At 69.4% G+C, this 12,320-nt stretch carries 12 protein-coding genes; 7 read left to right on the forward strand and 5 right to left on the reverse strand.

Going from position 1 to position 12,320, the window contains the following annotated elements; translation table 11 throughout:
* Window positions 1–12: 12 nt before the first annotated feature.
* Genes menC through ACTWPV_RS40340 form a run of 3 tightly spaced genes read right to left on the reverse strand, consistent with a single transcriptional unit; the run spans window position 13 to window position 2,609 of the window.
* Window positions 13–1,194 (reverse strand): o-succinylbenzoate synthase, encoded by a 1,182-nt coding sequence (gene menC / locus ACTWPV_RS40330; RefSeq protein ID WP_443155813.1) that lies wholly within the window; start codon window positions 1,192–1,194, stop codon window positions 13–15.
* A 3-nt stretch (window positions 1,195–1,197) separates the two neighbouring features.
* Window positions 1,198–1,866, reverse strand: coding sequence for a MurR/RpiR family transcriptional regulator (locus ACTWPV_RS40335; RefSeq protein ID WP_132332880.1), 669 nt, complete (start codon window positions 1,864–1,866; stop codon window positions 1,198–1,200).
* Window positions 1,863–2,609: a GNAT family N-acetyltransferase gene (locus tag ACTWPV_RS40340; protein ID WP_443155814.1), complete on the reverse strand. Its 747-nt coding sequence runs from the start codon at window positions 2,607–2,609 to the stop codon at window positions 1,863–1,865. The genes ACTWPV_RS40335 and ACTWPV_RS40340 overlap by 4 nt, the downstream gene beginning before the upstream one ends.
* 248 nt (window positions 2,610–2,857) lie before the next feature.
* Here ACTWPV_RS40340 and ACTWPV_RS40345 point away from each other — a divergent pair, with 248 nt between their 5' ends.
* The 3 genes from ACTWPV_RS40345 (at window position 2,858) to ACTWPV_RS40355 (ending at window position 6,179) form a co-directional block, all read left to right on the forward strand.
* On the forward strand, window positions 2,858–4,060 hold the full coding sequence (locus ACTWPV_RS40345) for a M20/M25/M40 family metallo-hydrolase (protein WP_347648729.1): 1,203 nt from the start codon (window positions 2,858–2,860) through the stop codon (window positions 4,058–4,060).
* 125 nt (window positions 4,061–4,185) lie between these two features.
* Window positions 4,186–4,629 carry an Rrf2 family transcriptional regulator gene (locus ACTWPV_RS40350; RefSeq protein ID WP_347648728.1) on the forward strand — a complete coding sequence of 148 codons (444 nt, stop codon included), beginning with the start codon at window positions 4,186–4,188 and terminating at the stop codon, window positions 4,627–4,629.
* A 92-nt stretch (window positions 4,630–4,721) separates the two neighbouring features.
* Window positions 4,722–6,179: an MFS transporter gene (locus tag ACTWPV_RS40355; protein ID WP_443155815.1), complete on the forward strand. Its 1,458-nt coding sequence runs from the start codon at window positions 4,722–4,724 to the stop codon at window positions 6,177–6,179.
* A gap of 609 nt (window positions 6,180–6,788) precedes the next feature.
* Here ACTWPV_RS40355 and ACTWPV_RS40360 read toward each other — a convergent pair.
* Entirely contained in the window at window positions 6,789–7,382 is a 594-nt protein-coding gene (locus ACTWPV_RS40360; RefSeq protein ID WP_443155816.1) for a TetR/AcrR family transcriptional regulator, read from the reverse strand.
* A 96-nt stretch (window positions 7,383–7,478) separates the two neighbouring features.
* Here ACTWPV_RS40360 and ACTWPV_RS40365 point away from each other — a divergent pair, with 96 nt between their 5' ends.
* The 3 genes from ACTWPV_RS40365 (at window position 7,479) to nadE (ending at window position 10,404) form a co-directional block, all read left to right on the forward strand.
* Entirely contained in the window at window positions 7,479–8,366 is an 888-nt protein-coding gene (locus ACTWPV_RS40365) for an SDR family oxidoreductase (RefSeq protein WP_443155817.1), read from the forward strand.
* A 31-nt stretch (window positions 8,367–8,397) separates the two neighbouring features.
* Window positions 8,398–9,396, forward strand: coding sequence for a GlxA family transcriptional regulator (locus tag ACTWPV_RS40370; protein WP_443155818.1), 999 nt, complete (start codon window positions 8,398–8,400; stop codon window positions 9,394–9,396).
* A gap of 177 nt (window positions 9,397–9,573) precedes the next feature.
* Window positions 9,574–10,404 carry an ammonia-dependent NAD(+) synthetase gene (gene nadE / locus ACTWPV_RS40375; protein ID WP_443155819.1) on the forward strand — a complete coding sequence of 277 codons (831 nt, stop codon included), beginning with the start codon at window positions 9,574–9,576 and terminating at the stop codon, window positions 10,402–10,404.
* A 545-nt stretch (window positions 10,405–10,949) separates the two neighbouring features.
* Here the strand turns inward: nadE and ACTWPV_RS40380 are convergent.
* Window positions 10,950–11,591: a TetR/AcrR family transcriptional regulator gene (locus ACTWPV_RS40380; protein ID WP_443155820.1), complete on the reverse strand. Its 642-nt coding sequence runs from the start codon at window positions 11,589–11,591 to the stop codon at window positions 10,950–10,952.
* A gap of 66 nt (window positions 11,592–11,657) precedes the next feature.
* On the opposite strand from ACTWPV_RS40380, the gene ACTWPV_RS40385 reads away from it, so the two are divergent.
* Window positions 11,658–12,311 carry a hypothetical protein gene (locus ACTWPV_RS40385; protein ID WP_443155821.1) on the forward strand — a complete coding sequence of 218 codons (654 nt, stop codon included), beginning with the start codon at window positions 11,658–11,660 and terminating at the stop codon, window positions 12,309–12,311.
* Window positions 12,312–12,320: the final 9 nt, after the last annotated feature.

A 12,320-nucleotide genomic window follows, 5' to 3' on the forward strand; every position in this document is an offset into this window, starting at 1 on the left:
TCTGCGCGGGGTTCAGGCAGCTGATCCCGCCGTGGCAGGGCCCCCTGCGGGTGGGGAGCCGCGACGGGTGGACGTGGCCGGGGCGGTGATCGTGGTTTCCTTCAGCCGGTTCTCGCCGATGAAGGCGGCGTCGACGGTGTGACCCAGTCCAGGCCCGTCCGGTACCCGGACGACGCCCTGGTCGGCGACGACCTCCGGCTGGACGACGTCGCGGGCGTAGTACTTGGCCGAGGCCGACACGTCGGAGGGAAGGGTGAATCCCGGGAGGCTGGAGAGGGCCACGTTGGCGGCGCGGCCGATGCCGAATTCGTGCATGCCGCCGCACCACACGTCCACGCCGTGCTCCCGGGCGAGATCGTGGGCCGCCACGGCGGCCGTGAGCCCGCCCATCCGCGACACCTTGATGTTGAGCACCCGGCCGGCTCCCAGCGCGAGCGCCGTGCGCAGGTCGTCGATGGTGTCGACGGACTCGTCGAGGCACACCGGCGTCCGCACGCCGCGCTGCAGGGCGGCGTGGGCGACCAGGTTGCGCGGCGCGAACGGCTGCTCGATCATCAGCAGCCCGAAGTCGTCCAGACCGCGGAGCACGGCGAGCTCCTCCGCCGTCTCGCCGTAGGCGCCGTTGGCGTCGACGTGGATCGCCAGGTCCGGGAAGGCCTCACGGACCAGCCGTACCGGCTCGGTGTCCCAGCCGGGGGCGATCTTCAGCTTGACCCTCGGGTAACCGGCGTCGACCTGGCGGCGTACCTGGTCGAGGAGTGCGTCGTAGGTGGGTTCGATGCCCAGCGACACCCCCGCCACGACCTCGCTGCGGGTCCCGCCCAGCGCCTTGGCCAGAGGGACGCCGCGGATCTCCGACCACAGGGCCCAGCCGGCGGCGTCGACGCCCGCGATCGCGAAGCGGTTGCCGCGTACCTTGCGCCACAGCCGGGGCAACTCCGCCGGGTGCTCCCAGACGGCGTCGACGACGGAGGGCAGCAGGTAACGTTCGGCGATGTGCCAGCAGGTCTCGGTGGTCTCCGGGCAGTAGAAGGGGTCGGACGGAGAGGCGATCTCGCCCCACCCCTCGGCTCCCGACTCCTCCACCAGCCGTACCAGGATGTGATCCAGGTGGGTCTTACGATGGGAGCTGGTCTGGAACGCGTGCACCAGCGGCAGCCGCACGAGGTGCAGTGACGCTTCGACGATGCGCATGGTTCAGTCCTCCAGATAGTTGCCGAGGGCGTGGCTGAGCCGGTCGCGCTCCGCGAGCCTGCGCCGGGCGCCCTTCGAACTGGCGGTGGCCAGGGTGGTCAGCAGGTGCACGACCGCGGCGACCGCCGTGGGCGAGTCGGCGTAGGAGGCGCTGTCGGTCCGTACGACGATGGTTTCGGCCGCGATGGAGGCCAGGGGCGCCCGCGCGTCGTCGGTGATGGCCACCACCGCGCCGCCGGCCTCGGCGAAGTGCCGGGCGACGACGACCGTCTCGCGGCGGTATCGGCGCAGCGACACCGCGACCAGCACGTCGTTCTGGCTCACCTCGCTGAGCACGTCGAGGACCCGCACCACGGCGCCGTCGACGAGGGTGACGTGGGAGAGTCCGGCGGACAGGTCGGTGGCCAGCAGCGAGGCGTAGGCGAACGACTTGCCGTACCCGGTGACGAAGCGCCGCCGCGCGGCCACCACGGCGGCGGCGGCCCGGGTCGCGGATCCATCGGCGGTGATCCGCTCCAGGGCCTCGCCGAGATTGCGGGTCTCCTGCTCGATGACCTTCTGCTGTAACGCCTCGGCCGACGAGCGGCGTTGCAACCGGGCGCCGAAGCGCTCGCCGGGGCTGCTCAGCCTCCGGTTCTCGGCATGGGCGAGTTCGAGGTCGCCTGTCGTCACAGGGCACGCTCCAAGCGGTAAAGGGCGGTCTGGGGAGTGTGCGGCACGCAGGACACGGCCGCCCACCCGTCATCCATCAGCGGTCCGAGTGCGGCTGCCAGATCGGTGCGCACCCGTGCCGCGTGGAGCGGGTCTCGCTTGGCGAGGGCGGTGAAGTCGGACGGGATCGGCAACCAGATCCGGTCGCCGTCGGGGACCGGGCGGGCCCAGTCGCCCAGGTCAGCGGGGGGATCCTGGGCGGGTACGCGGGGTCCCGGAGCGATGCCGAGATCCCAGTCGACGAGGAGGCGGTCGGAGCCGTCGTCGTAGAAGCCGCCGTGGAACCAGCGTGCGACCGCGCCCAGCACATCCAGGTTGAAGTGCGCGTTACGCGCGATCAGGGGGTCGTAGGTCCAGCGCATCCGGGTGACGCCCCAGCCCAGCGCGACCTCGCGCTGGGCCGACTTGAGCGCCCGGCCCAGGCCGCAGCCCTGGTGGCTGGGGTGGACCACGGCCGCCTGGGAGTAGTGGTAGGAGCTGGTCCCGTCGGTGGCCTGGAAGCCGAAGGCGAAGGCGATGACGCGGTCGCCGTCACGCGCGCCGACGACGGAGCCGCCGTTGTCGCGCAGGGCGGTGAGCAGCCGCGGGCTGGCGCCCTGGCGCAGGTCGGTGTAGCCGAACACGTCCCGGTAGAGCGTGGTCGCCTGACCGAGCTCGTCCGGGGTGGTGAGGGTCCTGACCACGGGCGTTGTGGTTGACGTCATGAGGACGGGGTGCTCCTGCAGCGAACGAGGGTGATGTCGGGGATTCGTACCTTAAAGTCGCATCTAGAGTAGGTATCAAGATGCCGTCAATGCTGTCAATGCTGGCTGAGCTGCGAATAATCGCGAAATAGACGCTGAAGCCACGCGCCAGCCGGGCCATCGCGACGGATATACGTCACGTATCATGCTCTGCAACGCAGGGGCGGCCCGCACCGGGTCGCCTGCCCTCCAACCCCCGAGGACAGCAGATGATCAGCGTCGGATCCCCCCACGACGGTGCGGCGGGCACCCCGGTCACCGGGCTTCGTGAGGCAGCCCGGGCGCGCGCGGCGGAGATGACGGAACGGGTGCGCCGCTACGTGGAGCACGAGACCCCCACCGGCGACGCCGAGGCGCTCAACGCGCTCGCCGACCTGCTGGTGGCCCGCTACACCGAGCTCGGCGGCGTCGCCCGCCGGGTCGCCGAGCCCACCGGCGACCACGTCACGGCCGACTTCCCCGGCTCCCCCGGACGAGCGGACGAGGCTCCGCTGCTGTTCATCGGCCACCACGACACCGTGTGGCCGAAAGGCCATCTGGCAGGGCCGATGCCGTGGCAGGTGACGGAGTCGGCCGAGCACGGCACCCTCGCGCACGGGCCCGGCGTCTTCGACATGAAGAGCGGCCTGGTGGTCATGGAGACGGCCCTGGAAGTGGCCGCGCGCACCGGCGTCCGGCACCGGCCGGTACGCGTGGTCGTGGTGGCCGACGAGGAGATCGGCTCCCCCACGTCCAGCACTCTGGTCAGAGAACGCGCGGAGGGCGCGTTCGCCGCACTCGGCTTCGAGTCCCCACACCCCGGCGGCGCGCTCAAGCGCGGGCGGCGCGGCAGTACCCGGCTGCGGCTGAGCGTGCACGGGCGCGCGGCGCACGCCGCGCTCGACCCCGAGAAGGGGATCTCGGCGATCGACGAGCTGGTCGACCAGCTCGTCAGGGTGCGCGAGGTCGTCGGCAGGCATTCCCAAGGAGTCCTGTGCAACGTCGGCGCGCTGTCGGGCGGCGGCAAGACCAACGTGGTGGCCGAACGCGCCTCGGCCGACATCGGGCTGCGCTTCGCCGACGCCGCCGTGGAAAGCGCGGTGCTCGCCGAGCTGACCGCCCTCGCGCCGGTGCGCGAGGGGGCGCGGGTCCGGGCGGAGATCCTGTCCAGCAGGCCCACCTGGACCTCCGACGGCCCCGACGACCCCTTCAGCGCCGCCGTACGCACGGCGGGGCAGCGGCTGAGCCAGGACGTCGCCGCCGAACCCGCCGCGGGGGCCGCCGACACGAACACGGCCGGCTCGCTGGGCCTGCCCACACTCGACGGGTTCGGTCCCCTCGGGGCGGGCGCGCACGCGCTGCACGAGCGGATCGTGCTGTCCACCCTGCCCGAGCGCGCGGCCCTGGTCGCGGGAATCCTCGCCGAGCTCTGACCACCTCCCCGGCACGCGCGCGGCGAGCATCCACGCCGACGCACCTTCTGGATTGACGAGCCATCAAACTGCAACTAGCCTCATTACAGTTCAATCCGCATGCAGCGGAGCGCGAAGGGGTGCGGATGAGTCTCAGCAGCAGGAGCGCGGTCGCGATTCACGCGCTCACGATGTTGGCGCGCTGGGAACGCTCACTGACCTCCGCGGAGATCGCGGACAGCCTGGCGAGCAATCCGGTTCTCGTGCGGCGCATCCTCGGCAGCCTGCGGAACGCTGGCTTGGTATGGTCCACCGAGGGGCGTGGCGGCGGCTGGTCCCTTGCCCGCGCCCCGCGCGAGATCACGCTCCACGACGCCTACGGCGCCGTCGAGGAGGGGCCGATCCTGTCGCGGCACGCCCATCCGGCCAGCGATGCATGCGAGGTCGGGCGCCACATGCAAAACCTGCTCGAGGTGGAGTTCCGGGACGCGGAACAGGCCATGAAGGAACGGCTCGGCCGGACGACCATCGCCCACCTGGTCGAGCAGGTGCTGGCCGCCGAGCGTGAGCACGCACCACCGAATCGCTAGCCGAGCACTGGCGGAGGCACGTCCTCCGCCCTTCTTTCGGCCCTAACTGTAACTACTTCAGTGGCAGTATTGCCGCACGGAGGACGGGTCTCATGACACCCACGTCGACCGCAACCGAACGAACCGGCTCAGGGCCAGCCCTGCTGGCAGTGCTCCTGCCGGCGATGCTCGCCACGGTCATCGCCAGCGACATGGTCAATCTCGTGCTCCCGTCGATCGGAGCGGAGTTCGGGGCTTCCGAGGCGGAGCTCGCGTGGGTCGTCACCGGGTTTCTGCTGACGTTCTCGGTCGGCATCCCCTTCTACGGCCGCATCTCCGACCGGGTGAGCCTGCGGCGTCTCTTCGCTTTCGCCCTGCTGGCATACGCCGCCGGCAGCCTGATCTGCGCGCTCGCCCCGGATCTCCTCGTGCTCGTGCTCGGGCGGATCGTGATGGGGGTAGGCGCAGCCGCGATCCCGGTGCTCTCCATCATTGCCGTCACCAGGTTGATGCCGGAGGACAAGCGGGGGATGGGGATCGGCGTCGTTTCCGCGGCCGCGGGTATCGGCACCGCCGCCGGACCGGCTGTCGGTGGCGGGATCGGCCAGTCCCTCGGCTGGCCCGCGCTGTTCTGGCTCATGCTCGCGGTCGCGTGCGTGCTGCTTCCCGTGACGCTGCGGGTGCTACCGGGCGGGGCCCCAGCCGGCGCGGAGCGGTTCGATCTTCCCGGCGGCATCCTCCTGGGCCTCGGCGCCGGCCTGATCCTTTTCGGCATCACCCAGGCACAGGTCGCCGGCCTGACCGCACCCACGTCCTGGGGCAGCCTCGTGGTGGCGATCGTGGCCATCGCGCTCTTCGGGTGGCGCACCGCCCGCAGCGCGCAGCCGTTCATCCCGCCCGCGCTGTTCACCCATCAGATCTACCGGGCCGGGGTCGTCGTCGCGTTCCTCGCCATGATCATCAACCTCGGCGGCCTGGTCTTCGTGCCGCTCCTGGTGGTTGACGTCAACGGTCTCGAACCGGGGGCCGGGGCCCTGGTCATGATCCCGGCCGGGGTGGCCGTCGCCATCGTCTCTCCGTTGATCGGCCGCCTCGCCGATCACACCGGCACCCGGCTCCTGGTGCTTACGGGCCTCGCAGCCGTCGGAGTGTTCGCGCTGTTCCTGTCGACCTTCGCGGGAGGCACGTCGGCGATCCCCGCTGGGGTCGGGATATTCGGGCTCAGCGTCGGGTTCGTCTGCGTGATGACACCGATCATCAGCGCCGTGGCAAGCGCGCTGCCGGCCGACCAGGTCGGCGCCGGCCTCGGGATCCTGCAAGGAGCCCAGTTTCTTGGCGCGGGTACCGGCCCCGCCCTGTTCGGTGTGCTGGTGACCGCAAGGCAGCAGAGCGGCAGCGGCGCCATCAACCCCCTGCACTCCGGGCACGAAGGCGCTGCCTTCTCCGACGTCTTCCTGGCCATGGCCGTGGTCGTCATCCCGGCGTTGATCACCACGTTCCGGATGCATTCCACCCCGGCGCCGGCGGGGCCACCCCGCCCCGCCGACTCATCAGCGTGCCCGCCTGGATGAACGCCTTCGCCGCCATCCATGATCCACCCCGCGTGATGGACGGCTTGACCGGCCCCTCATGGAAATGGACCGGAGAACGATCACCTGGAATCATGCCGTGGATTCAGGCTCAGGGCCGCGGCTGGGCGGGGCCTGCCGCGGCATTCGTTCGATAATTCCACCCCAGGGCTACGGCTGATTTCTGACTCCATGCCTGACTCGCGGCCGCTCACGCGAAAACAATTCGATCATGGAGACGGCCGACGAAAGAGGAGTCCACGGCGGCATGGCCGAATAGGTGGGCTACGTGTCCTTCGCTCAGGATGTATGGTCGGTTCTCGTCCAACGCAACGTCGATCATCTGGCCGCGCGTGAACTCGCCTAAGGTTCGGCCGCTCGAATGGGATCCTTTTCTGTTGATTGACCGTCACATGCCGGGTGTGCTAGAACCTTTTTCGCTAAATAACCAACCAGCCGACATTGGCGTGCGCTCTGTCCAGCCATTTTCCGTGAGGCCACGGCGCCATGGGACGGCGCGTGTACATCAATGCCCGACCCGTCGGCAGGCGACCTGCAGCTGAGCCCGTCGCGGTGGCCGTGGATCTTCGGCAGTGCCCAGCGGCATTCGTCTCAGTGGCGGTCCACGCGGAAACCCCTCTCCAGGGCTGTCAGGGTCTTGTCCAGCAAGTCGCCCAGCGACTCCGCGTAGTTCGTGGTGTGCCAGTGCCGGAGCGTCCCGATTATCCCGCCGTACAGTGCCCCGCACATGATCTGAACCTCGAGATCATGTACGGGACGGCCCATCTGCCTGGCGAGATAATCCGCAACCGCCGAGGTGTCGCTGAAGAACCGATGAGCCACCGCCGCCTGGACGGACGGCACCTCCATCAGGTAACGCACCCTCCGTCGGTCGACCGTGTCACCGGCCGAGGTGGCGACGAACAACGCGACCGTACGGCGTAGCGCCTCGATCATCGGGCGGCCCTCGGCTGACAGCTCTCGCAGTTCGCCGACCAGACCCTCGTCGGGACCGGACAAGATGATCCCTTCCTTGGTGCCGAAGTAGCGGTAGACCGAGCTTGGTGAAACGTCGGCCGCCGCCGCGACCTGCTCGATCGTGACGGCGGCGAAGCCATGCTCGTCGAACAGGTCCAGCGCCACCGCCTGGACATGGCGCATCGCTGCTCGACGCTTCCGCTCTCGCAGCCGGGGCTCCTCAGACATGGCAACAGCCTAGCCGAAATTTTGGGAGTGACTTTCAGATGGCAGTTACATGCACTACAGTAAAAGTGAGAGTCACTGTCACGAGCAGGAGGCGCCATGAAGGATCTAGCAGGCCGAACCGTGTTCATCACCGGAGGCGCCCAAGGCATCGGGCTCGGCATGGCCCGCGCGTTCGCCAGGGCAGGCGCCCGTCTCGCGCTGGCCGACCTCGATGAGGAGCGACTGCAGTCGGCGAAGCGGGAACTGCTAGCGCTCGCGGGCGACGGTTCGGCCGTGGCGGTCTTCCCGCTCGACGTCCGCGATCGGGACGCGTTCACCCGCGTCGTCGACGCCGCGGAGAACCGGCTCGGCCCGATCGCCGTGCTCTGCAACAACGCCGGGCTCGGCTTCCTCACACCGATCAGGGCTCTGCGCTACGAGCAGTGGGACCATGTGCTTGACGTCAACCTCGGCGGCGTGATCAACGGCGTGCAGACCGTGCTGCCACGCATGCTGGACCGAGGCGGGCCGGGGCACATCGTCAACACCGCCTCCGGGGCAGGGCTGATCGCCACCACCAACGTCACGTACGTGACGTCGAAATTCGCCGTGGTCGGCATGTCGGAGTCGCTGCGAATCCAGCCAGAGCTCATAGCGAACGGCATCGGGGTGACGGTCGTGTGCCCAGGACTCGTGCGAACGAACGTCACCCTCAACAGCGCTCGAGCCGAGGAGCGGCAGGACCCGTCCGCCGAGGAGGGGCACGCCCTTCTCCAACGCTACGGGCTCGACCCGGACGTGGTCGGGGACCAGGTGCTGGAGGCGATTCTGGCGGACAAGCTGTACGTGCACACCGACCGCTACGTGGCACCGCTGATCGAGGAGCGCATGCGGTCACTCATGGAGGCGCTGCCGGCCGAAACCGAGCGAGACCGGGAACTGGCACCGCTGCTGCGGGCCCGGCTGGCCGCTCAGAGCCAGCGGGTCCAGGTACACGACGGCTGATCAGACATGTTGTGAAGTGCGGGGGTGGGTGATGCGCGATGTCATCGACGTGCCCGGTGGCGGGGCCGGCGAGCGGCGGGTGCTCTTCGTGGTGTACGACGGGGTTCAGCTGATGGATGTGGCCGGGCCGGCGGATGCGTTCGCCAGTGCCGCGCGGATGGCGGGTGGCGGGTACCGGGTGTGGCTGGCCTCGGCCGGTGGGCGGGATGTGCGGACCTCGTGCGGGATGCGCATGGGGGTGGATGTGGATGTGGCGGATGTCGCGGGTCCGTTGGACACGCTCATGGTGGCCGGAGGGCTGAGTCGCCGGCGGGCGATGCTGGAGCGTGAGCTGGTCGAGCATGTCCGGCGTCTGTCGCATCAGGCCAGGCGGGTGGGGGCGATGTGCACGGGCGCGTTCGTGCTGGCCGAGGGCGGCCTGCTGGACGGGCGTCACGTCACCACGCACTGGCGTTTTCGCGAGGAGCTGGCCGCCGCCTATCCCGCCGTCACGGTCGAGGCTGATGCGATCTTCGTCCAGGACCCGCCGATCGTGACCGCGGCGGGCGTGAGCGCCGGGGTGGATCTGGCCTTGTCCCTCATCGAGCAGGACCACGGGGCGGAGCTCGCGCGGCAGGTGGCCAGGTGGCTGGTGGTGTTCATGCAACGGCCGGGCGGCCAGCCCCAGTTCAGCGTCTGGCAGCGGACGCGGACGGTACGCAACCAGGCACTGCGCCAGCTGCTGTGCGACATCGCCGCCGACCCCGCCGCCGACCACACGGTGCCCGCCATGGCCGCCCGACTGTCCACCAGCACCCGCAACTTCACCCGGATCTTCAGCCGCGAAGTCGGGCTCAGCCCCGGCAAGTACGTCGAACGCGCCCGCGTCGAAGCCGCCCGCCTGCTGCTGGAAACCACAACCGAGGGCCTGGAAGTCGTGGCCCGTCACAGCGGGTTCGGCACCGCCGAAACCATGCGCCGCGCCTTCATGCGGCAGATCGGCGTCCCACCCGGCGCCCACCGTCGGCGCTCCCGCCCGATCCCGGCATGAGGTGCGTGTTCGCTGTGGATCCGGAGCCGGTCGGTGCATCCGCGGTCGGGTGTCAGGTGATAACCGTCGTGACGCTGGGAGGGGGCGCCGCCCACGAGAACACCCCCTTGTGGCCCGTGATCGCGCCGCAGCGGCACATGCCGGCCATGCACCCACGAGTCCAGACGGAGGAGCATCATGACCGACCAGGTTTCCATGTCCCTGCAGCAGGAGATCGCCCGAGATCTCCAGGTGAGCGCGTCCTTTGATGTAGGGCAGGAGATCGAGCGCCGTGTGGCTTTCCTCACCGACCAGTTGATCTCCACGAGACGGAGCTCGTTGGTCCTGAGCATCAGCGGCGGTCTGGACTCCATGACCGCAGGCCGACTGTGTCAGCTCGCGGTCGAGCGGGTCCGTTACGCCGGGCGCGACTCGACCTTTCTGGCGATGCGGCTGCCGTACGGAGTCCAGGTTGATGAGCAGGATGCACAGCTCGCGCTCGAGTTCATCCAGCCCGACCGGGTGCTGACCGTCGATGTGCAGCCCGCCAGTGACGCAGCGCTGGAGGCGGTGCTGGCCGGCGGCATGGTGTTCCGGGACGCGCACCACCAGGACTTCCTGCACGGCAACATCAAGGCCCGGCAGCGCATGATTGCTCAATACGCGGTGGCGGGAGCACACGAAGGCTTGGTGGTGGGCACCGATCACGCTGCCGAGGCGGTCTCTGGCTTCTTCACCAAGTTCGGCGATGGCGCGGCCGATGTGGTCCCGCTCACCGGCCTCACCAAGCGCCGCGTACGGGCCATGTCACAGGCACTCGGTGCGCCGCCCACGCTGATCGACAAGACCCCGACCGCAGACCTGGAGACGCTGAACCCGGGCAGGCCCGATGAGGAGGTGCTCGGCGTCACCTACGACGACATCGACGATTTTCTGGAAGGCGAGCCGGTCGATGAGGCCACTTTCGAGGTCATCGTCCGCCGCTACGAGCTCACCGAGCACAAGAGACAGTTGCCAACCGCCCCCTGATCTCTCGCCGCCGTGGGCTCCTCCCCCGTCAACGCAGGGATCCGGCCCGTTCTTTTCGCGTTCTGGCAGGTGCGCAGCAGCCACCGTTCGTTTCCTTGCGCCAAGATCACCTGAGCTGACCCTGCGCGACGGCGTCATGATCGTGGACGTGGTCTTCCAGGGCCGTACCAGGGACATGCCCGAGCTGGCCGGGGCGCTGGCCGAAGAGACCGAGCAGCGCGCTCAGCACCTGTCGGCCGAAGAACAGCAGTGGCGAGCCGCGATTAACGGCACAACGGGAGAGTCGTGCGACTCGTCCCGAGGTGCGACATCACCGTTGCGGCTCGCGCCTGAAGGTGACGGTCGCGCTGTAGCTGAACCCACCACCTCGGACCGTGTTCGCGTAGACCGCGACGTCGCTGACCGGCAGCTGGGCGTTGGTGGCGTTCACGCCGACCGTACGGGCAAAGGGGTGGGTACACGCCAGCGGAGCAGGAGCGGCGGGAGCGTCTACGGCTCAGGCGGCAGAGTGGTTCGAGGCCGGAGAGCCGACGGTGGCGGCCCGGTTACGGGTGCACGAGCGGACGGCTCAGCAGTTCGCGGGCCAACGCCTCACCCCACCAGCACTCGATCCGGTCGGGCGACCACGAGCGTTCGACGCGGAGGGTGGTGTAGACGTCGATGTTGCACAGGGCGGCGTAGATGTCGATGGCGGTGGGGACGTCCAGGCCGGGGCGGAGCGTGCCGTCCGGCCAGGAGGAGAACACCTGGGTGCGATACTCGCCGACCTGTCTCCGGCTCCGCAGATAGAAGTCCGCGAACTCGGGCTCGGTACGGCCCGCGTCACGTATCAGAACGATGAGATCGCCCGCGCGCTCGAAAAGACGCCGGTCGTAGCCGGCCATCGCGGCCAGATGCCGCCGGGGGTCAGAGGTAGCCTCCAGTTCGTCGATCATCTGGGACACGCCCGCGGCCAGGTCCGCGGCGTCGGCCAGCGCCCAGACCAGCCCCGCCTTGTTCTGGTACGCCGCGTACACGGTCGGAACGGCGACCCCCGCCTCCCGGGCGACGTCGCGCACAGTGGTCGCCGCCCACCCCTGCGACAGGAACAGCCGGCGCGCGGCGTCGGCGATCTCCGCTCGCGTCTGCTTTGCCTGCGCCACGCGGCGCAGCGAGTTGTAGCGGCGCCGCCCTGTCTCGTTCTCCATGATTGCATCCAGCCTTGCCGTAGATTACATTCAATATATGTGCCGTACATCCAATTGGTGGTCGCCGTGACCACCACCAGTCTGGCGGGTGCCACGGGCATCGGATTCGTCCTGCTCGCGATCGTCGTCAACGTCTTCTACGTCCGCGCCGGGCTCCCGCAGCCCACCTCCGGCCAATCCCTGGACGCGGTCACCGACGCACTGGCCGGCATCGGCAGGCGCATCAACCTGCCCTCCGTCTTCGCCCCGGCCGCCTGGCTGTTCACCACCCTGTTCGCCGCCGGGCTGCTCGCGGCGCTCTGGCGAGACGAGCAGCCCGGCGGCAACGCCTGGGCCCTGGTCGGCTTCGCGGGCGTCCTCATGCAGAACGCCACCTTCATGGTCGTCGAATCGCTACGGTTCGGGGCGGCCTCGGCCGCCCGCCACCACCGCGGCTCGGTGGCCGGGCTGTGGGCGTTCGGCAACGTGCTGTTCGGATTCAACCAGGCCTTCCTGGCCATCGCGGTGCTCGGCTTCACCGCCGCCGGAGCGAGTCTCGCGTTCATCCCCTCCTGGCACGCGTGGCTGGGCTGGATCAGCGCGGCCCTGCTCTTCGTCTCCTCCACGGCCGCCCCGTACAACGCCGACGGCACCAACCGCATCGCGGTGACCGGCCTGCTCGGCTGGCTCGGCTGGGCCGCCTGGATCGTCGCCTACAGCATCGCCCTGCTGAACATCTGAGGAAGGAAC

Origin of the sequence: Nonomuraea sp. KM88 (genome assembly GCF_052245635.1) — a bacterium.
In the GTDB taxonomy this organism is placed as follows: domain Bacteria; phylum Actinomycetota; class Actinomycetes; order Streptosporangiales; family Streptosporangiaceae; genus Nonomuraea.